The organism is Acidisoma sibiricum, assembly GCF_057837225.1.
This window is the reverse complement of sequence record NZ_JBYQFD010000002.1, coordinates 321,847-342,903: the sequence shown is the minus strand read 5'-3', so window position 1 is coordinate 342,903 and position 21,057 is coordinate 321,847. Positions and strand designations below refer to the sequence as shown.

The 21,057-nt window shown below is 64.9% G+C and carries 21 protein-coding genes; 16 read left to right on the top strand and 5 right to left on the bottom strand.

The window, feature by feature from the left end:
• The first annotated feature begins 2 nt into the window (after nucleotides 1–2).
• On the top strand, nucleotides 3–779 hold the full coding sequence (locus AC3G7M_RS19990; RefSeq protein ID WP_489216296.1) for an SDR family oxidoreductase: 777 nt from the start codon (nucleotides 3–5) through the stop codon (nucleotides 777–779).
• Nucleotides 780–817: 38 nt separating this feature from the next.
• Here AC3G7M_RS19990 and AC3G7M_RS19985 read toward each other — a convergent pair whose 3' ends face one another.
• On the bottom strand, nucleotides 818–1,312 hold the full coding sequence (locus tag AC3G7M_RS19985; protein WP_489216294.1) for a DUF427 domain-containing protein: 495 nt from the start codon (nucleotides 1,310–1,312) through the stop codon (nucleotides 818–820).
• Nucleotides 1,312–1,860, bottom strand: a complete 549-nt coding sequence (locus tag AC3G7M_RS19980; protein ID WP_489216292.1) for a CIA30 family protein — start codon at nucleotides 1,858–1,860, stop codon at nucleotides 1,312–1,314. Before AC3G7M_RS19980 ends, AC3G7M_RS19985 begins: the two co-directional genes overlap by 1 nt.
• Nucleotides 1,861–2,039: 179 nt before the next feature.
• Between AC3G7M_RS19980 and AC3G7M_RS19975 the strand changes: the two genes are divergently transcribed.
• The 15 genes from AC3G7M_RS19975 to AC3G7M_RS19905 all read left to right on the top strand — a co-directional run bounded on the left by AC3G7M_RS19975 (nucleotide 2,040) and on the right by AC3G7M_RS19905 (nucleotide 16,250).
• A complete protein-coding gene (locus tag AC3G7M_RS19975; RefSeq protein ID WP_489216290.1) occupies nucleotides 2,040–2,450 on the top strand; it encodes a thiol-disulfide oxidoreductase DCC family protein in 411 nt (136 codons plus the stop codon).
• A 4-nt stretch (nucleotides 2,451–2,454) separates the two neighbouring features.
• Nucleotides 2,455–2,631, top strand: coding sequence for a DUF2256 domain-containing protein (locus AC3G7M_RS19970; protein ID WP_489216288.1), 177 nt, complete (start codon nucleotides 2,455–2,457; stop codon nucleotides 2,629–2,631).
• 201 nt (nucleotides 2,632–2,832) lie between these two features.
• Nucleotides 2,833–4,260 (top strand): aminotransferase-like domain-containing protein, encoded by a 1,428-nt coding sequence (locus tag AC3G7M_RS19965; RefSeq protein WP_489216286.1) that lies wholly within the window; start codon nucleotides 2,833–2,835, stop codon nucleotides 4,258–4,260.
• 309 nt (nucleotides 4,261–4,569) lie between these two features.
• Nucleotides 4,570–5,052 carry an MSMEG_0572/Sll0783 family nitrogen starvation response protein gene (locus AC3G7M_RS19960; RefSeq protein WP_489216284.1) on the top strand — a complete coding sequence of 161 codons (483 nt, stop codon included), beginning with the start codon at nucleotides 4,570–4,572 and terminating at the stop codon, nucleotides 5,050–5,052.
• Nucleotides 5,049–6,098 (top strand): Nit6803 family nitrilase, encoded by a 1,050-nt coding sequence (locus tag AC3G7M_RS19955; RefSeq protein ID WP_489217124.1) that lies wholly within the window; start codon nucleotides 5,049–5,051, stop codon nucleotides 6,096–6,098. Before AC3G7M_RS19960 ends, AC3G7M_RS19955 begins: the two co-directional genes overlap by 4 nt.
• On the top strand, nucleotides 6,010–7,131 hold the full coding sequence (locus tag AC3G7M_RS19950; RefSeq protein ID WP_489216283.1) for an MSMEG_0568 family radical SAM protein: 1,122 nt from the start codon (nucleotides 6,010–6,012) through the stop codon (nucleotides 7,129–7,131). The genes AC3G7M_RS19955 and AC3G7M_RS19950 overlap by 89 nt, the downstream gene beginning before the upstream one ends.
• Nucleotides 7,128–7,688, top strand: a complete 561-nt coding sequence (locus AC3G7M_RS19945; protein WP_489217122.1) for an MSMEG_0567/Sll0786 family nitrogen starvation N-acetyltransferase — start codon at nucleotides 7,128–7,130, stop codon at nucleotides 7,686–7,688. The genes AC3G7M_RS19950 and AC3G7M_RS19945 overlap by 4 nt, the downstream gene beginning before the upstream one ends.
• A complete protein-coding gene (locus AC3G7M_RS19940) occupies nucleotides 7,685–8,644 on the top strand; it encodes a sll0787 family AIR synthase-like protein (RefSeq protein WP_489216281.1) in 960 nt (319 codons plus the stop codon). Before AC3G7M_RS19945 ends, AC3G7M_RS19940 begins: the two co-directional genes overlap by 4 nt.
• Complete coding sequence (locus tag AC3G7M_RS19935) at nucleotides 8,641–9,768, top strand: MSMEG_0565 family glycosyltransferase (protein ID WP_489216279.1); 1,128 nt, start codon at nucleotides 8,641–8,643, stop codon at nucleotides 9,766–9,768. Before AC3G7M_RS19940 ends, AC3G7M_RS19935 begins: the two co-directional genes overlap by 4 nt.
• Nucleotides 9,761–10,063 carry an MSMEG_0570 family nitrogen starvation response protein gene (locus tag AC3G7M_RS19930; protein ID WP_489216277.1) on the top strand — a complete coding sequence of 101 codons (303 nt, stop codon included), beginning with the start codon at nucleotides 9,761–9,763 and terminating at the stop codon, nucleotides 10,061–10,063. The genes AC3G7M_RS19935 and AC3G7M_RS19930 overlap by 8 nt, the downstream gene beginning before the upstream one ends.
• Nucleotides 10,060–11,319: an MSMEG_0569 family flavin-dependent oxidoreductase gene (locus AC3G7M_RS19925; RefSeq protein ID WP_489216275.1), complete on the top strand. Its 1,260-nt coding sequence runs from the start codon at nucleotides 10,060–10,062 to the stop codon at nucleotides 11,317–11,319. Before AC3G7M_RS19930 ends, AC3G7M_RS19925 begins: the two co-directional genes overlap by 4 nt.
• Nucleotides 11,312–13,105: an AMP-binding protein gene (locus AC3G7M_RS19920; RefSeq protein WP_489216273.1), complete on the top strand. Its 1,794-nt coding sequence runs from the start codon at nucleotides 11,312–11,314 to the stop codon at nucleotides 13,103–13,105. Before AC3G7M_RS19925 ends, AC3G7M_RS19920 begins: the two co-directional genes overlap by 8 nt.
• Before the next feature lie 263 nt (nucleotides 13,106–13,368).
• Complete coding sequence (locus tag AC3G7M_RS19915; protein WP_489216271.1) at nucleotides 13,369–14,631, top strand: SfnB family sulfur acquisition oxidoreductase; 1,263 nt, start codon at nucleotides 13,369–13,371, stop codon at nucleotides 14,629–14,631.
• Nucleotides 14,632–14,729: 98 nt separating this feature from the next.
• Nucleotides 14,730–15,371, top strand: coding sequence for a DUF1326 domain-containing protein (locus tag AC3G7M_RS19910; RefSeq protein ID WP_489216269.1), 642 nt, complete (start codon nucleotides 14,730–14,732; stop codon nucleotides 15,369–15,371).
• 39 nt (nucleotides 15,372–15,410) lie between these two features.
• Nucleotides 15,411–16,250 (top strand): DUF2182 domain-containing protein, encoded by an 840-nt coding sequence (locus tag AC3G7M_RS19905; protein WP_489216267.1) that lies wholly within the window; start codon nucleotides 15,411–15,413, stop codon nucleotides 16,248–16,250.
• Between the two features lie 21 nt (nucleotides 16,251–16,271).
• Here the strand turns inward: AC3G7M_RS19905 and AC3G7M_RS19900 are convergent, their stop codons facing one another.
• From AC3G7M_RS19900 to msrA, 3 genes are all read right to left on the bottom strand, one after another.
• Nucleotides 16,272–19,919, bottom strand: coding sequence for a Hint domain-containing protein (locus tag AC3G7M_RS19900; RefSeq protein WP_489216265.1), 3,648 nt, complete (start codon nucleotides 19,917–19,919; stop codon nucleotides 16,272–16,274).
• Nucleotides 19,920–19,943: 24 nt separating this feature from the next.
• Entirely contained in the window at nucleotides 19,944–20,198 is a 255-nt protein-coding gene (locus tag AC3G7M_RS19895) for a hypothetical protein (protein WP_489216263.1), read from the bottom strand.
• A gap of 113 nt (nucleotides 20,199–20,311) precedes the next feature.
• A complete protein-coding gene (gene msrA, locus AC3G7M_RS19890; protein ID WP_489216261.1) occupies nucleotides 20,312–21,046 on the bottom strand; it encodes a peptide-methionine (S)-S-oxide reductase MsrA in 735 nt (244 codons plus the stop codon).
• Between the last annotated feature and the right edge of the window lie 11 nt (nucleotides 21,047–21,057).

Genomic DNA, 21,057 nt, shown 5'->3' with positions numbered 1-21,057 from the left:
CCATGGCTCATAGACTTCAGGGCAAGATCGCGATCGTCACGGGTGCGGGCCGCGGCATCGGTGCTGCCACCGCACGCGCTTTTGCCGAAGCGGGGGCGACGGTCGTCATCGCGGAACGCGATCCGGTGACGGGCCCTGCCATGGCCGCCGCGCTGAAAGCCTTGGGCGCCACCAGTCTTTTCGTCGAAACCGACGTGGCCGATATCGGGGCGGCGGAAAGCGCAGCCCAGGCGACGCTCGCGGCATTCGGACGCATCGACGTGCTGGTGAACAATGCCGGAATCAACGTCTTCCATGAGCCGCTGGAAACAACAGAGGCGGAATGGAAGCGCTGTTTCGCTGTCGATCTCGATGGTGTCTGGCATATGTGCAAGGCGGTCCTGCCCGTCATGCTGGCGCAACAGGCGGGTAGTATCATCAATATCGCCTCCAGCCATTCCACGACCATCATCCCGAATACCTTTCCGTATCCGGTGGCGAAGCATGGGCTTCTGGGTCTGACGCGCGCGCTTGGCATTCAATATGCGGCGCGAGGCGTGCGGGTGAACGCCATCGCGCCGGGCTATGTCGAGACCGATATTGCGCAGGATTACTGGAACACCTTTCCCGATCCGAAGGCCGAGCGGCAGAAGGCCTATGACCTGCACCCGCCGAAACGCATTGGCCGCCCGGAGGAGGTCGCCATGACGGCCGTGTTCCTGGCGTCCGATGAGGCACCCTTCATTAACGCTACCAGCATCGCGATCGACGGCGGACGGTCAGTCCTGTATCATGACTGACCTTTGCTTTGCGCGACGTGCGGATGGGTCACGGCCCGTCACCAGAGCTGGGTGCCCGGTGCGCCCTTGAACGGTCCCGCAACATCAGAGGTAATCCAGCCGCCATAGAAATGCCCTGGCTGCGGCGTTACCCGCGCGCCATCCGCAAAGCACCCGTCGAAAGGCCAGGCGTAAAAAGCCACATGGTCACGCAGAATTCTGAAGGGCGGGGTCGGATCGGGATAGCTCCAGGCCATATCCCGCAGCGTCTCGCCGTTCACCAGAACATCGAAGTAGATCGCTTCGCCTTTCCATTCGCAGATACTGCGCCGCTGCGACTGTTTGAGAACGAAGGGGGCGATATCGCCCGGAGGAAAGTAATAGCTGGGTGGATGACTTGTCTCCAGCGTACGGATGCTGTGGCGGGTCTCGGCGATGATGGTATTGCGATGCACGATCTGCAAATGACGATGGCTGGGTTCCGCCACCGCCGGCCGAGGATAGGACCAGACGCTTTCCTGGCCGGGACCGGTAGGATCGGGGGTAACGGTCATCAAGACGGCTCCTCGGCCAAAAGCGGCGATGACGTGAACCTGATCCCAGCCACAGCAAGATCGGCCGCAAAGGCACGGCCGATGGCCACCAGGCCGATACGCCGCAAGTGACGGATATCGAGCGCCGCATCCAGCCGATGGGGCACGAAGCCGTCGAACCACAGCTGAACCGTCCGCCACTCTGGAGTGGCCGTGAAGATCTGGCGGTAGGATTGCCAGGGTCTGGTCGTTGCCTGCGTCCGCAGATGGACGCCATAGGTTTCACCATTGCCGAAAACGTCGAGTTCGATCCCGCTCCAGAGACTGGCATCGACGACCCCGCCATCGGGCGATAGATCGCGGGCAATCTGCACAAAACCGCCATTGTTTTCCAGGCTGACGTCACCCCGCATGCGGATGGCGGGCCGGCCGGCGATGACCTCGCGGACCATCGTCCCTGTGGACACACCACCCATCACCTGGTCGGTGAAGAGATGCCATTCGCTTCCGGCCGCAGCTATGGCCGTCTCATGGCTCAGATCATCGATGATAGCGGGCGTCACCAGCATTCCTGTGCCCCTCAATCCGCCGGCTCGCCGCGGCTCATCCAGACAGCGAGCCCGACCGTATAGTGCATGCTGTCGGGTGTGAATGCCCGGAGGACCCAGGCCCCGCCGCGAGATGGGTGTGATAGGGTCGTCAAGCGCCCGTTCAGGTCAAGGGACGATTGCATATTCAGGAGCTTCGCGTGGCGCCAGACCCCTCCCAATCCACCATCTATTTTGATGGGTCCTGCCCGCTCTGCCAGGCAGAGATCGGGTACTATCGCAGCAAAGACCACGCCGGTGCGCTGTGCTTCGTCGATGTCTCGAAAACCGGCGCTGTCACGCCTGAGGGGATCAGCCGGCAGCGCGCCATGGCGCGGTTCCATGTCCGTGCCAGCGACGGCCGTGTGCTTTCGGGTGCGGCGGCCTTCGTCGAGGTCTGGAAGCGGTTACCGAGATGGCGATGGGCTGCTCGCGCGGCCTCGCTGCCCGGGGCGCTGCCCGCGCTGGAACTCGGCTACCGGCTGTTCCTACCGGTGCGGCCGGTCATCTCCCGCCTTTTTGGACGCCGTCTCAAGCGCAGGGCGGTTGGCGGCGGAGCGGGGCGCGGGTAGTTCTATGGCCCGGATGCGCCGCAAAGCCGACCTGCCGACCAAAACCTGCATTGCGTGCGGCCGGCCCTTCGCCTGGCGCCGGAAATGGGCGCGAGAGTGGGAGAGCGTGAAATATTGCTCCGAGCGCTGTCGTGCTACGCCGCCCCGGCCCGTCCGCAGCACCGCATTGCCGCCGTCATGACCGCCCGCCGAGATAGCGGGAGCGACCGCGCCGCGGATGCACCAGGCTGCGGGACGAGCGCAGCAGTAGGATCGCGTAAAGCGGGCGGGCCTGCGCTTGCTGGTACGGTTTCTGCTTATGCTTGCCTGTAACGCAAGGATTGTCGGGGCCTATGGGCAGCAAGCCAGAGATGACGTCCTGCCACCCCTGGGCGGCAGGCGCGTGGCCGCATTGAAAGCCGACCGGGCAAGCCCCGCACCCCGCTGGCTGCCGGATTTGCGCGCGCGGACAGGCCCGATCTACCGCGAGATCGCCAATGCCATTGCGGCGGCGGTGGGCGACGGCCGCCTGCTGCCGGGCGACCGGTTGCCGACCCACCGTTTCGTCGCCCAGCATCTGGATGTCGATCTGGCAACCGTAACGCGCGGCTATGCGGAAGCGCATCGCCAGGGCTTGGTCGCCGCCACCGTCGGCCGTGGCACCTTCATCCGGCCGGACGCACCACTGCTCCGGCAGCGCAACCGCACCCATCCGCTTGTCGACATGACGATGAACCTGCCGCCGCTGCCGGCTGACCCCTCGCTCCGCACCATGCTGCAGGAGGGGCTGGCGCGCATGCTGCGCCGGCATGATCTGGCGGCGCTGATGACCTATCACTGGGACACCGGCAGCGCCGAGGACCGCGAAGCGGGCGCCTTATGGCTAAGCCCCACCCTGGCGCGCATCGATCCGCAGCGCGTGCTGATCTGCCCCGGCGCGCAAAGCGCCATTCTGGTCGTGCTGACCTCGCTCGCCCGTGCCGGCGATATCGTCGCGACCGAGCATTTCGCCTATCCGGGGCTGCGCGCGATCGCCGCTCAGCTCGGCATAACCCTGGTCGGCGTGGCGATGGATGCGGAGGGCATGCTGCCCGAGGATCTCGACCGGGTCTGCCATGAAAGCCGGCCCCGGCTGATTGTCTGTACTCCGACGATCCAAAACCCCACAACTGCCACCATGTCAGTGCAGCGTCGCCAGGCGGTGACGGACATCGCCCGCGCCCATGGCGTGCCCATCCTCGAGGATGATGCCTATGGTTTGTTCCCCGCCGAGCGCCTGCCGGCCCTGGCCGTTTTCGCGCCGGACCTGGTCTTCCATGTCGCGACACTGGCCAAGACACTGACGCCCGGTCTGCGTATCGCCTATCTCGTCGCCCCGGCCGCGGCCCAGGTGGAGCGGCTCACCGCGGCGTTGCGGGGCACCGTGCAGACAGGCTCAGCCCTCGTCACCGCCATCGTCACCGGCTGGGTGCGCAATGGCGAAGCGCAGGCTCTGTTCGACGCCATTCGCCGCGAGGCCAGCGCACGGCAGCAGCTGGCGGCGAGCATTCTGACCGAAGAACAGGCCCAGACTCACCCCAACGGGCTGCATCTCTGGCTGTCCCTGCCGCCGCACTGGCAATCAGCGGAATTCGCTGCCTATGCGCGCCGGCAGGGTCTGGCGCTGGTGCCTGAAACCGCCTTCAGCGTGGAGGGCGCGCGCGCCACCACTGGCCATGTCCGCATCGCCCTCGGCGCCGCCGAGGACCGTGCTGCCTTGGCCACGGCCCTGGATGCGGTGGCCGCCGCCATCAAACGTCCGGTGCCTCAAGGCTATGCAGATATCGTCTGACCCGACTCATTTTGCGCCAATTTTTGCTGATCACAAAAACTTGAACCCCATCATGACGAATATGCGGGCAGGTCGAAGCTGAATTCTTACCCAATCCGCCCTCTTTTCGTGCATCCTGTGACCATGAACTGCGCAGGTCGCGTTCGCCGCCGAGCCATCGCCGCACAATTGTAGGTACACCCACCACATTGTACGGCATTGTCGGCTTTTTCTCCGCATCAATCGCCGCCTATTGTCACCGTTGCCGGGTCATCAGGACCTCTGCTCTCTTCTGCCCGCACCCGCAGCGCGGCAAGAAGGAACAGCACGATGCCAAAAGTCGATAAGCCGAAACACGAAGTTGGAGACTTCCTCGTTGACTACGAGGAGAAGGTTTTTGAAGATGTCAAGGCGGAACCGGGCCAAAAGGCGCTCGTCAGCTTCCATACCGTCGCCTTTGAAGGCTCCATCGGCCTCGTCAACCTGCTGCAGGCGACGCGGCTGCAGCGCAAAGGCTTTGAAACCACCGTTCTTCTCTATGGTCCCGGCGTGACCCTCGGCGTGCTGCGCGGCTTCCCGCGCCTCGGCGACGACGCCTTTCCGGGCCATCAGAATTTCAACAACCAAATTAAGAAGTTCATCGAGGAAGGCGGCAAGGTCTATGCCTGCCGCTTCTCGCTCCAGGCCTTGTACGGCCATGGCGAAGCCTCGCTGATGCCGGGCATCCGCCCGATCAACCCGCTAGACGTGCTTGACTGCATGCTACTGCACAAGCGCGACAACGCCTTCGTCATCGATTCCTGGACGGTCTGACGGTGCCGCGAACGATCCGCGCCGCCGCGGCCCAGCTCTCTCCCGTTCTGGAGAATGCCGACGGTACCATTGAAAAGGTCGTTCGTACGATCGAGGAAGCGGCGCGCGATGGCGTGCGCTTCCTCGTCTTTCCCGAAACTTTCGTGCCCTACTACCCCTATTTCTCCTTCGTGCAGCCCGCCGTGATGATGGGGCGGGAGCATATGCGCCTCTATGACAATGCGCCGACCGTGCCCGGTCCCGCGACGGAGGCCGTTGCCAGCGCCGCCCGGCAGGCCGGCATGGTCGTGGTGCTCGGCGTGAATGAGCGGGACCACGGCTCTCTCTACAATACCCAGGTAATCTTCGATGCCGATGGCACGATCCTGCTCAAGCGCCGCAAGATCACGCCGACCTTCCATGAGCGGATGGTCTGGGGCCAGGGCGACGGCAGTGGGCTGACCGTCGTCGATAGCCACGTGGGACGCATCGGCGCGCTGGCCTGCTGGGAGCATTACAACCCGCTCGCCCGCTACGCCCTGATGGCGCAGCACGAGGAAATCCACGCGGCGCAGTTTCCGGGCTCCATGGTCGGGCCGATCTTCGCGGATCAGATCGAAGTGACGATCCGCCATCACGCGTTGGAAAGCGGCTGTTTCGTGGTCAATGCCACCGGCTGGCTGACAGATGCGCAGGTGCAGGCGATCACCCCCGATCCAGGCTTGCAGCGCGCGCTGCGCGGCGGCAGCAATACCGCCATCATCTCCCCGGAAGGCGTCCATCTCGCAACCCCGCTGCGCGAAGGCGAAGGCCTTGTCGTCGCTGATCTCGACATGAGCCTGATCACCAAGCGCAAGCGGATGATGGATAGCGTCGGCCATTACGCGCGGCCCGAACTGCTCAGCCTCGTCCTGCGTGATGATGCGGCAACCCCGATGACCCGATCCACCGCCCCCACCCAAAGCCGGAGCGATGCGCATGCAGACCCTGACAGACGTGAGATACGTCCCGCCGACGAGCCGCAGCCTGATCACGGATCTCCAATCCCTCGGGCTGCGGCTGGCTGACCCCGATACCGGCGCCGCGGGGCGCCGGGGCGGCGCCGGCCCGTCCGACCACAAGGCCATCACCATCGCCGGGCAGACGGTCATGGTGCCGATCTACACCGGCACCGCGCGCACCTCCCCCTTCGAGGCCAGCCTGCCGGACCTTTCCGGCAGCAGCATCCTGCTGCGGGACGGCGCCAATGTCGGCCGTATCACCTTTCCCAAGCAGCCGCGCTTCTACGGTCTGCAGACGCTGGACGGCGTGCCTTACTGGAAGATCGCGGTTCTGCACGGCGCGGATGTCCTGGCAACGACCGTGATGCAGACCTGCATCCGCTATACCGATCGGCGCACCGCGTGCCAGTTTTGCGCCATCGGACAGTCGCTGGCAGCCGGCCGCACCATCGCCCATAAGACGCCCGCGCAACTCGCCGAGGTCGCACGCGCAGCCGTGCTGCTCGACGGCGTCAAGCATATGGTGATGACCACCGGCACGCCGAATGTCATCGACCGCGGCGCGGCCTTGCTGTGCGACAGCGCTGCCGCCGTCAAAGGGGCCGTAAACCTCGCCATTCAGGGCCAATGCGAGCCGCCGCGCGACTCTGCCTGGTTCGGGCATATGCGCGCGGCCGGCATCGATACGCTCGGCATGCATCTGGAAGCCGCGACCCAGGCCGTGCGTGCGCGCATCATGCCTGGCAAGGCGACCGTCTCGGTCGATCGCTACTTGCAGGCCTTTGCCGAGGCGGTGCCCGTGTTCGGACGCGGACAGGTCAGCACCTATCTCCTGGCCGGTCTGGGTGACACGGCGGCCGAGATTCTCGCGCTCTGCGGAAAGCTTGTGGCACTCGGCGTCTATCCCTTCGTCGTGCCCTTCGTGCCGATCACCGGCACGCCGCTGGAACACCATGCACCGCCGACGCCGGATTTCATGCGCAGCGTCCTCACCCCGCTTGGCCGCATGCTGACGGATGCCGGGCTACGCGCGGCGGATAGCAAGGCGGGCTGCGCGAAATGCGGCGCCTGCTCCTCCCTCTCCGCCTATGGAGGCTGAGCGCCATGCTGTATGACGCGCCGATCCGCCCCTTCATTCCCGGCGAATATCGCATCCGCCTGGCCTCCGAGCCTTGGGAGCGTGCGGGCCATTTCCGGTTGCGCCGCCAGATTTTTTGCACCGAGCAGCAGATTTTCGCGGGTGATGATCATGATACGACGGATGCGATTGCCACACCCATCGTCGCCGTCACCTGCATTGCCGGCGCACCGCAGGAAGTGGTCGGTGTCGTGCGCATTCATGAGGCGGAGCCCGGCCTCTGGTGGGGATCGCGCCTCGGCGTGGACGCGGCGCATCGGCGGGTCGGGCCACTGGGCGCGGAACTCATCCGCATGGCGGTCTGTACCGCCCATGGGCGCGGCTGCCGCCGCTTCCTGGCCCATGTGCAGAGCCAGAACGTGCCGCTGTTCCGCCGGCTGCATTGGGAGATTCTGCGCGAGGTCGACCTGCACGGGCGCCCACATCACGTCATGCGCGCCGACCTTGACCACTATCAGCCGCATGGGCGGGACACGACGCAGCTGATCGGGCGCCAGGCCTTGGCGCGCGCGGCATGATGCTCACGCAATCCCTTGCCCAGGCGCTGCGCAGCCAGCGCGGCCTCGCCCATAAGACGGATATCGCGCCGGTGCTGGGTCGCCTCGGCCTCTCGCCGCTCGGCATCCGGCTGGGGGATGACTGCGCCGCCATCCCAGACGGCGATGGCTGGCTGCTCTTCGCGATTGAAGGCTTCGTCGCCGATTTTGTCGCAGCCGAGCCCTGGTTCTCAGGCTGGTGCGGCATCATGGTCAATGCCAGCGACATTGCCAGCATGGGCGGCAGGCCGATGGCCGTGGTCGATGCCATATGGAGCCGTGATCATGAGCATGCAACCCCAGTCCTTGAAGGGCTGGTCGCGGCAGCCAAGGCCTATGGCATTCCGGTCGTCGGCGGCCATACCAATACGCGGAGCGCCGGTGAGCAGCTTTCGGTCGCGATCCTCGGCCGGGCTTCCCGCCTGCTGACCAGCTTCGATGCCCGGCCGGGCGAGGTCTTGCTGGCAGCCATCGATCTGCGCGGGCGCTACCATGAGCCATACCCCTATTGGGATGCTGCCTCAGCCCATGCCGAGACCGGCCGGCTGCGCGCGGATCTTGATATCCTGCCCGCGATTGCCGAGGCCGGGCTGAGCCGCGCGGCTAAGGACATTTCCATGGCCGGGCTGGTCGGCACGGCGCTGATGCTCGCCGAATGCTCCCATATCGGCCTGACCATCGATGTTCATGCCGTGCCGCGGCCGGAGGGCGTTGAGCTGCAGCGCTGGCTGACCAGTTTTCCGAGCTACGGCTTTCTGCTAACCGCCACGCCGGATGAAGCACCCGCGATCATTGACCGCTTCGCAGCGCGGAATATCGCCTGCGCCGTCATCGGCCGGTGCGATGCCGGCACACGCGTTGATCTGTGGGACGGCACGAGCACCGAGACCTTCTGGGATCTGGCAGAAGCGCCGCTGACGGGCGGAGGTGCCGCATGACCCGGCGCATCGCCATTCTCACCCATTCCACCAATCCGCGCGGCGGCGTGGTGCATGCCATGCAGCTCGCCGAGGCACTGTGCGACATAGGCGAGGATGCAACGCTTATCGCTCCCGCTTTGCCGGGTACAGATTTCTTCCGCCCGCCACGCTGCGCTTACCGCCTGATACCTGCACGGGCCGAGCGCGACACCGCCGCCATGGTCGCGCAGCGAATCGGTGAGATTGCGGCTTTCCTCGATGGTGCTGCCTTCGACGTCTTTCATGCACAGGACCCGATCAGCGCCAATGCGCTCGCCCAGTTGAAGGATCGCCGCGCCATACCGGGCTTCCTGCGCACGGTGCATCACCTGGATGCGTTTTCAGATCCCCGTCTCGCCGCCTGGCAGGATCGCGGCATGCATGCGGCTCAACAGCTCTTTTGCGTCAGCCATGTCTGGCAGGATCGCATTACGGAGCTGATCGGCCGGCGCCCGATCATGGTCGGCAATGGCGTCGATACCGCGCGCTTCACACCGCAGCCCGACGATACCGATGCCGCGCTCGCGGCGCGTTTGGCCCTGCCGCCCGGACCTGTCTTTCTCGCCATGGGCGGGATCGAGGCACGCAAGAACACGCTCGCCATTCTGCGCGCCTTTGTTCAGCTGAAGGTGACCGAGCCGCACGCGCAGCTTCTCATTGCCGGGGGCGCCAGCCTGCTGGAGCATCACGCCATCCAGGCCGCCTTCGCAGCGGAAAGCGCGGGCCGGGACAATATCCAGGTGCTGGGCGTCATTGCGGATGCCGATATGCCGGCGCTCTATCGCCGCGCCGATGCGCTGGTCTCGCCCTCCCTCGCCGAGGGTTTCGGGCTGGTCGCGTTGGAAGCCATGGCCTGCGGCTGCCCCGTCATCGTCTCCGCCATCGCGCCCTTCACCGAGCATTTCCGCGAAGCCGAGTGCCTCTGGGCGGACCCGCAGGACGTGGGCTCCATCGCCGCTGCCTTGGCGGAGGGGCTGCAACCTGATCGCGCGCGCGCGCTGCGCATCTCGGGCCCGCAGACGGCCGCCCGCTTCTCGTGGCGCGACGTCGCGGCAGCCCATCGCCCGGCCTATGCCGCAATGGAAAGTTTCGCCCATGCCTGAAATGGAATTCCGCCTGCGCTGGCCGGACGGCACCGAGAGCAGTTTCTATTCGCCGTCCCTGGTCGTCGAAGATCATCTGACGGTCGGGGAGGACTACACGCTGCCGGATCTTGTTGTGCGCGCCCGCCTGGCCATGACCATCGCCAGCGACCGGGTTCAGGCCAAATATGGTTTTCCTTGCAGCCGCGCGCAGGGAACGCTCGCCGCCATCGAGCGGCAGGCCAAGGTCTTCGATCCGCAGACGACAATCACGGTCACCGGCTTTCGCCGGTTGGATGGAGTACAGCAATCATGAGCGCGGTTTCATCCAAGCTGCCGCAGGAAATTTCCGTCGCCATCATCGGCGGCGGCCAGGCCGGACTTTCCATGAGCTGGCATCTCCGCCAAACCGGCATTGACCATGTCGTGCTGGAGCGTGCCGCTGTCGGCCATGCCTGGCGCGCGCAGCGGTGGGATACGTTCTGCTTGGTCACGCCGAACTGGCAATGCCAGCTGCCCGGTTTTCCCTATGCGGGTGATGATCCCGACGGTTTCATGGGGCGGGATGATATCGTCCGCTATATCGAAGGCTTCGTCGCCTCATTCGATCCGCCGGTGCAATGCGGCGTCGCGGTCGACCGCGTCACGCAAGCGGAGTCTGGCGGGTTCCTTGTGGAGACGAACAAGGGCACAATTCGGGCCGAGCAGGTTGTCGTGGCAACCGGTGGCTATCATGACCCGATCCGCCCGGACTGGTCCTATGCGATAGACCCTGCGATAGCGCAAATCCACTCGGCGGATTATCTGCGGCCTGCGCAGATGCCGGAGGGTGCCGTGCTCGTCGTCGGCACCGGCCAGTCGGGCTGCCAGATCGCCGAGGATCTGCATATCGCGGGTCGTAAGGTCCATCTCTGCGTCGGCGATGCACCCCGTGTCGCGCGGCGCTACCGGGGGCGCGATGTCGTCGCCTGGCTCGACCTGATGGGCTATTACGATATGCCGGTCGAAAAGCACCCGCTGAAAGAGGGCGTGCGCGACAATACCAACCACTATGTGACGGGCCGTGACGGCGGCCGCGATATCGATCTGCGCCTGCGTGCGCTGGAAGGCATGCAGCTCTATGGCCGGGCCGACGGTTTTGAAAACGGCCGCTTGCTGATCCGCGAGGGTCTGGCCCGGCATCTCGATTCCGCCGATGCCGTCTCCGAAAGCATCAAGCGCAGCATCGACGGGTTCATCGCCAAAAGCGGCATCGCCGCACCGGAAGAGCCCGCCTACCAGCCGCCATGGCATCCGCAGCAGGAGCATCGCAGCCTGGATCTGCAGGCGGCCGGCATTACCGGCATCGTCTGGTGTATCGGCTTCCGCAGCAATTTCCGCTGGATCGAGGTGCCGGTCTTCACGGGCCGCGGCATGCCCAGCCATTACCGCGGCGTGACCGCCGTGCCCGGCCTCTATTTTCTGGGCCTGCCCTGGCAGCACAGCTGGGGCTCCGGCCGCTTTTCCGGCGTGTCCCGCGATGCCGGCTATCTCGCCGAGCGCGTCAGGGAGCATCTGTCCGTCGATGCGTGACGCTTATCAGGTCGAGCGCAATGCCTGGCAGGCGGACCCGGCCGCCTATTGGCTCCGCGCGTCCCGCGCGATCGATTGGGGGACCGCACCAGGCACCGCCTTCCGCCTGCGGCCGGACGGCCTCGCCGACTGGTTCCCGGATGGCACGCTGAACACAGCCGCCAATGCGCTGGACCGTCACGTCGCGGCCGGCCATGGCGAGCACATGGCGTTGATCTGGGATAGCCCCGTCACCGGCCAGACTGAGCGCTTCACCTATGCCGCGCTGACGGACCGCGTGGCGCGTTTCGCCGGCGCCCTGCGCGCACGCGGCGTCCTGGCAGGGGACCGTGTGCTGATCTGCATGCCGCCCGTGCCGGAAGCGATGATCGCCATGCTGGCGACCGCGCGCCTGGGCGCCGTGCATGTCTTCGTTTTTGCGGGTTTTGCGGGGCCGGAACTGGCCGCCCGCATCGATGATACGACGCCGCGCGTGGTGGTGACCGCCAGCTGCGGCTATGTCGGCAATCGGGCGGTCTCGCTTCTCCCCGCCATGGCGGAAGCCCTGGTGACCGCCGCACACAAGCCTGCGGCGAATATCCTGCTGCATCGCCCCGGCGGGCGGCTGAGCGCGCTGCCCGGCGACACACATGACTTTGCAACCGTCGAGACAGCTGCCGCCCCGGTGCCGCCGGTGCCGGTCGCCGCCACCGACCCGCTCTATATCCTGCATACCTCCGGCACCACCGGCCGGCCCAAGGGCATCCTGCGCGACAATGGCGGCCACGCCGTGGCACTCCGCCAGTCCATGCAGCAGGTCTATGGCGTCATGCCGGGTGAGGTCTTCTGCTGTACCGCGGATCTCGGCTGGGTCGTTGGCCATTCCTACACCGTCTATGCGCCGCTCCTCGCGGGCTGCACGACGGTGCTCTACGAAGGCGGGGCCACGGGCACGCCCGATGCCGGCGCAATCTGGCGGCTCTGTACCCGCCATCAGGTCAGCGTCCTGTTCACCTCGCCGAGCGCGCTGCGCGCCATGCGGAGCGAAGACCCGGACGGTCGCCACGCGCGCAGCACCGATCTCGGCTGCCTGCGGGCCATCTTCGTGGCGGGAGAAAGGGCCGATGCCGCGACACTCAGCTGGGCCAGGTCGGCCACGGACACGCGCGTCTGCGATCATTGGTGGCAAACGGAAACGGGCTCTGCCATTGCCGGCTCCCTGCTCGGACTGGAGGTAACCGCCGAAAGCGGCATCGGCCGTGCGGCCGTGGGGTTCGACCTCCGCGTCCTGGATGAATCTGGCCGTGAAGCGCCGAGAGGGGCTGAAGGCGAACTCGTGCTCAAGCTACCGCTGCCGCCCGGCTGCCTCACGACGCTCTGGCAGGCGGAGGCGCGGATGCATGAGACCTATCTCGCTCGCTTTCCGGGCTATTACCGCAGCTTCGATCAGGGCGTGATCGATCCGAGGGGCGAGGTGCGGGTGCTCGCCCGCACCGATGACGTGTTGAAGGTCGCCGGCCGCCGCATCGCCGGCGGTCGGATTGAAGAGGTCTTGTCCGAGCACCCGGAAGTCGCGGAATGTGCGGTCGCGGGCAAGGCGGATGCCACGCGCGGCCAAGTACCGGTCGGCTTCGTCGTCCGACGTCCCGGCCTTCGTCCCGACAGCGACATCCGCACGGAACTCATCGCCGCGGTGCGCGCCCAGATCGGCGGCCTCGCAGGGTTTCGTCAGGTGATCTTCGTAGACCACCTGCCGCGCACGCGCTCCGGCAAGATCATTCGCCGGTTCCTCTCTGCCGAGTGCTGATTTTCTGGAGAGCGCTGACCTGACCCTGAAGGGCTAATGCGTGTCCTGGGCGAAGAGGGATGTCCCATAGGCAGCACCTTATATCACTTTTCTATACCGTTAATAAAAATAACAGACTGGCATTGGTCGCTAAATCATGCATTATCGGCAGCCTGAATGGTTCGGTTGGCTTCGCTGATCGCGCCTGTGAATGCAGATGCCGGCTCTCCCCCGCCAAGGGCCGGACAGCAGTCAATTATAACCGATGGGGAGTTTCTGTGGCCATGGACACCAATATCGCCGACACTCTGGCAGGCCCGCGCGTCAATGCGCGGGAGCCCTTCGCCCCCCGCCCCTATCCCACAGAGCCCGCGCATGTCATCACGAGCGATGCGGAAGCGATTGCAGTCGCGCATCGACTGGCGGCCGACTTCGCGGAACAGGCAGCCCTGCGTGATAGGGAAGGTCTGCTTCCCATCGCCGAGCTTGACCGGTTTTCCCAAAGCGGGCTTTGGGGCATTACGGTGCCGAAAGCCTATGGTGGGGCCGGCGTCTCCTGGGTGACGCTGACCGAGGTCATCAAGATCATCGCGGCCGCGGACCCCGCACTCGGGCAGATCCCGCAGAACCATATTGCCATCATCGACCATATCGCGGCCGACGGCACCGAAGAGCAGAAGCAATTTCTGTTCGGCGAAGTTCTCAAAGGCGTGCGCTTCGGCAATGCGTTTTCGGAAAGCGGCAGTAAGAATGTCGCTGCCTTCGAAACCAAAATAACGCGCGATGGCGACGACTATATCGTCAATGGCCGGAAATTCTATTCAACCGGCGCCTTGCTCGCGCATATCGTACCCATCGTCGGGGTGGATGAGGAAGGGCGGCCGCATCTCGCTTTCGCGGATCGCGCGTCGCCAGGACTTGAGATTATCAACGACTGGTCCAGCTTTGGCCAGCGGACGACCGCGTCTGGAACGGTCATCGTGACCAATGTGCGCGTTCCGGCCGATCGCATCATTCCCGCCTACAAGGCGTTTGAACGCGCAACACCGGCAGGGCCGATCTCGCAAATCATTCAGGCTGCCGTCGATGCCGGCATCGCCAAGGGTGCCGTCGAGGCGACGATCGAGTTCGTGCGCACAAAGTCCCGGCCCTGGATCGACAGCGGCAAGGATCAGGCAGCTGAGGACCCCTTCACCATCGCGGCCATTGGCGATCTGGAAATCCGCCTCCATGCTGCCGAGGCGATTTTGGAGCGCGCGGGACGGGCCGTGGATGCCGCGGCGGCTGACCCCAATGAGGAGACCGTCGCGACCGCCGCGCTCGCAGTGGCGGAATCGAAGGTCCTGACGACGGAAGCCGCTATTCTCGCCACTAACAAGCTGTTCGAGCTGGCCGGCACACGCTCTACCTTGGGCGTCTACAACCTTGACCGCCACTGGCGCAATGCGCGCACCCATACGCTGCACGACCCGGTGCGCTGGAAGTATTTCGTCATCGGCAACTATCATCTGAACGGCATCAAACCGGCCCGCCACCCCTGGCTCTAGCCATATCGCCTTGCTTTGCGGTGGGTCATGAGGCCACATGATCCACCGAATGAATGGCATGCCCGGAAGATGGCGGCCGGTTGAGGGAGCGCAGGACGATGATCAGCTGGTATGTCGAAGGCATCAAGTTCGGGAACTGCAATTGCGACTATGCCTGCCCATGCCAGTTTGAGTCTCTGCCCACGCATGGCAATTGCCACGGCATCGAGGTGATCCGCATCGAGAAGGGTCATTTCGGTGATGTGAGTTTGGATGGTCTTTGCACGGTCGTCCAGTATCAGTGGCCAGGCCCCGTCTATGAGGGCAAGGGTGAGATGCAGGCGATCATTGACGCGCGCGCCACGCCCGCGCAGCGCGCGGCGCTCACCACCATCCTGCATGGCCGGGAAACGAAGGAAGCGGCGACCCATTGGTGGGTCTTCCATGCCATGTCAGACACCGTGCATGAGCCGCTGTTTGAGCCGATCACCTTCGAGATCGATATCGCGGCGCGGCACGCGCGGGCGAGCATTCCCGGCATCCTGGAAGCGTCGGGCCGGCCGATTCTGAGCCCCGTTGATGGCGCGCCGCACCGGGTGCGGATCGACCTGCCGGACGGCATGGAATTCGATCAGGCCGAAATCGGCAGCGCGTCGAGCAAGGCATCGACCGTCATGACGCTGGATCTGACGGATAGCTATGGTCAGTTCAACCGGTTTCGGATTTCCGAAAGCGGTTTCGTGCGTGACGGCAAGCGATAAGTAGCGTCGAACGCGCGCCCGGTTGCCAAGGACGTGGCGATGCCCCCTGCACGACTGACCGCCGCCTCGGCCGGCGCCGTGATAACCCTCGTTCTTCTGATCGCAGCGGCAGCCCTGTCATGGGCCTGGCTCATATGGTACCCTGGCGGGGCGCGGATGGATATGACCGCGACCATGGGCCTCTCCATTCTTCCCTTTCTGACGATCTGGGTCGTGATGATGGTCGCCATGATGGCGCCTACAGCGGCACCCATGGTGCTCACCTTTCAAAGCCTGCAATCCCGCCGCACCGGGCGCGGCGCGTTCCTCGCCACCTGGCTGTTCGTCGCGGGATATCTGCTGCTGTGGGCGTTGAGCGGCATCGCGGGCTATGCTGTGGCGCGCAGCGCTGAGGCCGCTGAAACCTATTGGATGATCGCGCCCAGCATCGCCGCGCGTCTGGGCGGTGTTCTTCTCATCTGCGCCGGCATTTACCAAATGACGCCGCTGAAAGACGTGTGCCTGTCAACCTGCCGCACACCCGTCAACTTCATCATGACCTCCTGGCGCCCCGGTCTCGTCGGTGCCTTTCGGATGGGATGGTTGCATGGCCTCTATTGTTTCGGCTGCTGCTGGCTTTTGTTCGTGATCCTGTTCCCGCTCGGCATGATGAATATCATCGCTATGGCCGCCATCACGCTGCTGATCCTTGCCGAGAAGGTGCTGCCTTGGGGAAAGCGCGGCGCCATCGCTGCCGGCGCCCTTCTGATCCTTTACGGTGCTGTCGTGGTGGTTCATCCGGCGGCACTGCCGACCTATGGCCCGCAAGCGCCGATGGCGATGGATGGGGGAATGAACATGGGCGGCGGGATGAAGATGGACATGCCGGCCAAGCCATAGGGGCAGACGCTATCGTTCCTCTCAACCCACCTCGCGCATGGGCTCATTCGTGGCCGCGGCGCAGGCAACCGGCACCAGGCCGGCCGCAAGCCGCGCGCGCTCAGCGGCGACAACGGGGCCCGACACGACCAGCGGCGCATAGCCCAGCACCGACCAAATCAGCTGAGCCTCGCAAGATGGGAGTGCGAAGCGAGGATGCGCCTGCTCTACTGGCCCACCGCTGAAGACAGCGCGCAATCCCGTGTCGAGATAGCTTTCTGCAGCCAGTCCCTCGGCCAGCAGGATGTCGTGATGCGGCAATTCGACATGGTAATAGGTCACGCGCGGCCAGCTTTCCTGGCGGATGCTGGTGCCGTTGATGAGATGCTTCACAGGGATGAGCACGCCGCTCCGGTACAGCGCGTGGTCGGGAGAAAGGATAAGATCGCGTAACGGCTCTCCGGGACCGAAAGCCTGCGCCGCGATGCGAACCGGCTGGACCGAGGCCGGATCGGGATGGCGGAGGCAATCGACGGTGCGATGCCCGACCCAGACGATGGGCAGCGTCTCACCCGTCAGCACACGGATTTCGTCGCCGATGGCCAGGCTTTCCACAACCCTCTCGCCGCTCACGGTCGCGATGCGGGTGCCGGCGGCAAAACAGGCGACGCTGCTGAAACCCATGATGCCGTCGGCAATGTCGAACATCACGCTATTGTTCCAATAGGCGCCGATGCCGGTATTGACGGCCCCTGGATTGACGGTGCCCGCACTGGGCGACACATGCACGGAGTCCACGCCCGCCACCGTGCCGGTACTGGCAATGGACAAAGCCCAGCCCATGTCACCATCGGTCGCCCCAGGGGCTGAGAGCACGACGGAGGAGCCGCTGGTCAGCGCATTGCCGCTTTCATCCGTATGCCCATCGGCGCTGAGCGTGGTGCCCGAAAAGATGTCAGTCTGGGTGGCGCCGGTATCGAAGACGAAATGCGTGTCGGTCACGGTGCCGTCGATGGAGATGGCGCCATCCGCCTGAGCCTTCGCATAAGTTGGCAGACCCGAATTGGCGAACGTATCCGTCGTGCTCTGTCCATCAAGCGCGATGATGGTGTGATAGGAGGCGATATTTTCCTCGGTTAGCCCGATCTGCAATGTCCCGACCTGACCGCCCGCACCTTCGGGATAGGTGCCGATATTGATGATGAAACCATCGGACAGGCCCCCCGTTAGCTGGCCCAGCACCGCCTCGATACCGCTATTGTCATTCAGCCCGAGGCCGAAATCGCCATAGAAATAATCCTCCAGCGGCGCGGATGTCGGATCGCTCGTCAGGCCTGTGTTCCAGCCCTCAGTCGTAAAGGCGGTGCTGTTCGACGCGGTGGTGATGAGCCCGACATTCACATTGCCGACCGTCAGGCCGGTGCCTGATGACGTCTGCAGGGTGACCGCCGTATTCACAACTTGCGCGGCATAGTCGTTGCCGCTGACATAGGTCATCACGTCGGGCGCTTGGCTCACAGGCGTGTAGCTGCCGCCCCACCAATCGGGCGTATAGGCCGCGAAAAATCCCGAGGCGCCCGTATCCAGTTCCACCATCTTATAGGTATGGCCGCCGTCGAGACTGACCTCGATGCCGAGCTTGTAGGACCCGTTGAACGGCAGCGCGTAGATCGGAACATCAATCGGTGTGACGGAGGCGCCGGTACTGCCGGCGGCGGACGCGCTTGTGCTGTCATGCACCAAGGTCACGTTGGCGCCGCCGGAGCTTGAGACTGATATCGCGAAACTCTCACCCGCGAACTTTTGTGTTGGATCGAGATGCACCGTGGCACTGGTGGTACCGTCGCTCGCGGTCAGCAGGTTGCTCCCGCCGAGGGACACGGAGAGCGTGCCGTTCGGGTTGAAACCGGCGAAATTGATGCTGTCGGTCGTGTTCAGGCCGCTGACCACGGTGTCGCCAAGCGCCGCCCCTGAGGTGATGATAAGACTGCCGTCCGCGCCCCCGAAGGTGATTGTGCCGGCGGTGACACCCCCGGCATCCACCACCAGCGTCCCGCCCGCGCCGATTGTCTCATCGGTCGCGGTGCCGCCCGAACCCACCGTGTCGGTGGCATTGAGCCCGATCGTGGTGCCGCTTTCCGCGCCACCCGCATAGACGGTGCCGCTGGCGCCGCTGCCCAGGGTCAGACCCGACACCAGATCGATACTCGCCGAGACGGCCGTACCGCCGCTGATCGTGACATCGCCGCCCGAGAAGACGGTTGCGCCCGACCCGGACACCACAATGCCCGGATCGCTGCCGGGCAGCAGGATGAGCGTGCCACCCGCATCGACGGTGACATCGCTTCCCGTGCCGCCGCTGCCGAGCAGAACAAGGCCGCCGCTCGCGACATGCAGACCGCTCAGCATGACAATACCGGACTGGATCAGGCTGCCGCCGCTCAGTACCGTCGTGGTCGTCGCGGTGGTGCCGCTTGTGCCACGTGTTGCACTTATGCCGCTCGTCCCCGAGGTCAGGGACATCGGGCCCGATACAACAGCATAGCCGCCGGCGCTGATCGTGGTGGATATGGCGTGGTCGTCGAGATAAGCAAAACCGCCGCTGTCGATATGGGTGTCGATCGCGGTGCCGGTTTCGACCACGTAGAGGCCACCGCCGCTTTCCACCTGCGTGCCGCTGACCGTTCCGTCCACCGCTGCGATGCCGCCCGCCGAGATGCGCAGATCGCTCGCGGTGCCGCCGGAATTGACGAAGGCATAGCCGCTGTCGAGCTGCGTCGCGCTGACTTCGGCACCCGCGAAGACATATTGCACCCCGCCCGCCTTGACGATCGTGCCCGTCGCCTGTCCGCCGGACTGCACGACCTCGGTGCTGGCCGACAGATGCTGGTCAAGGCTCGTACCGCCGGCGTAGATGGTCTCGGCACTGCCCGACAGCAGCGTGCCGCCGCTGATCACGCCGCCGGACAGCACGAAGGCACGAGTGCCACTGGCAATGTTCAGATCAGCCGCGCTGCTGGCATAGGTGGTGAGGCTGCTATCAGCCGCCACAAGTGCGATGCCTTGGTCGATGATACCGTCGCCGCTGCCGATAGTGCCGACCACGCCAGGTGTGACAATCACATGGCCGCCGCTATCGACTGTCAGATTGTCCACCCGGCCGCCGCTCTGCAGAAGCAAAAGGCCGCCGCTGTCGACCGTTACATCCTCCAGCAGACCGCCGCTGCTCAGCGTGGCTTCCGCGCCCGCGTGCAGCGTTATCGCCGCTACCGTGCCGCCGCTACCGACCAGCAGCAAGGCTCCCGAGGCGATCTCTCCGCTGCTGGCGATGCCCGTGGCGGAGACAATTTCCGTGCCGCCAGCCAGAATTCTTGCCCCAAGGGCCGCGCCGCTGGTGACGATGGCAGTGCCCCCGTCCGCGATCTGGGCGGAGAGCGTGCTGCCGGCCGCCGTGATGCTCTGCACCGCGCCATGTTCCACAAGCGTGCCGATCGCCGTTCCGCCCGAGGTGATGAGCTGGAAGCCGCCACCCAGAACGGTGCTGCCACTGTCCACGCCCACGACCCGTTCGGCTCCGCCGCTGATAAGCGCGGCCACCGCTGTGCCCCCAGAAAGGACCACCACCTGGTCCCCGGCCTGGGCGGTCGCGGACAGGACGGTCGTTCCGCCACTGATGGTAATGGTCGTCATGGCGTGATCTTCCGGCGTCCGAGGTCAAGCGTGATGATGGCGGGCGATGGTGGCCGCCAAGCTGGCATAGCCGGCCGCCTGCGTCATTTGTGCCGCGCCGCTGATGACAGCCTCAAGTGGCGTTCCACCCAGATCAACGAATTGAAAGCCGTTGTCGCTGACAGTGCGGCCGCTGTCGATAGCGCTGATCGTTTCGGCGCCCCAATCGACGATCACCGACTGTCTGGCGCTAAAACTACTCTTGGATAGGGGTGAGCCACTGCTGACGATGGCCGCCATGGTGTTGCCCCTTTCTGTTCGGGCGAACACCTAGCCGAAACGTTTAAGTTTGCCTAGCGAAATCAATGTCGCAAACCCAGGATACCGTCTCAGAGGCATCATTGATGATTGCCTCACGACCCCTTCATGCCGGGCACAAGTACTGGCTGCGCCGAGAACTCAGCCGGGAAGGTCTTTTGCAGGGCGGAAACCTTGGGCAGATCGAAGGTCGCGATATAGTCGCTGTCCGGGTGCAGCGTCAGGTAGTTCTGGTGATAATCCTCCGCCTGATAGAAGCCCGTATCACGGCCGACGATGGTCGCAATGGGCTGGTTCCAGACCTTTGCCTGGTCGAGCTGCGCAATATAGGCGCGCGCGATCTTCGACTGATCCGGCGTCGTGGCGAAGATTTCACCGCGATACTGCGTGCCGCTGTCAGGATATTGCTGGTTGAGCTGGGTCGGGTCGGTCGCCACCGAAAAGTAGATCTGCAGCAGTTGCCCATAGGTAATGACATGCGGGTCGTACGTGATGCGCACGGATTCGGCATGGCCGGTGCTGCCCGTGCTCACCGTTTCATATTGCGCGGTGCTCGCCGCACCACCGTCATAGCCGGAGACGGCCTGTTCGACGCCGCGCACATGCTGGAAGACACCCTGAACGCCCCAGAAACAGCCACCGGCCAGAATAAGAGTTGCGTGCCCGCCCGCGCCCGCCCGCTCATCCAGCGCCGGCGGCGGCACCGCGCGATCCAGTTCTGCTGCCTGGCTGCGCGTGAAATGAAAGGACAGGCCGCCCGCCGCCAGGGCCGCGAGCAGGGCCGTGCCCGAGAGGATGGCCGTCCAGGGGCGGCGGGATTTGGTTACCATCGCTTCTTGTC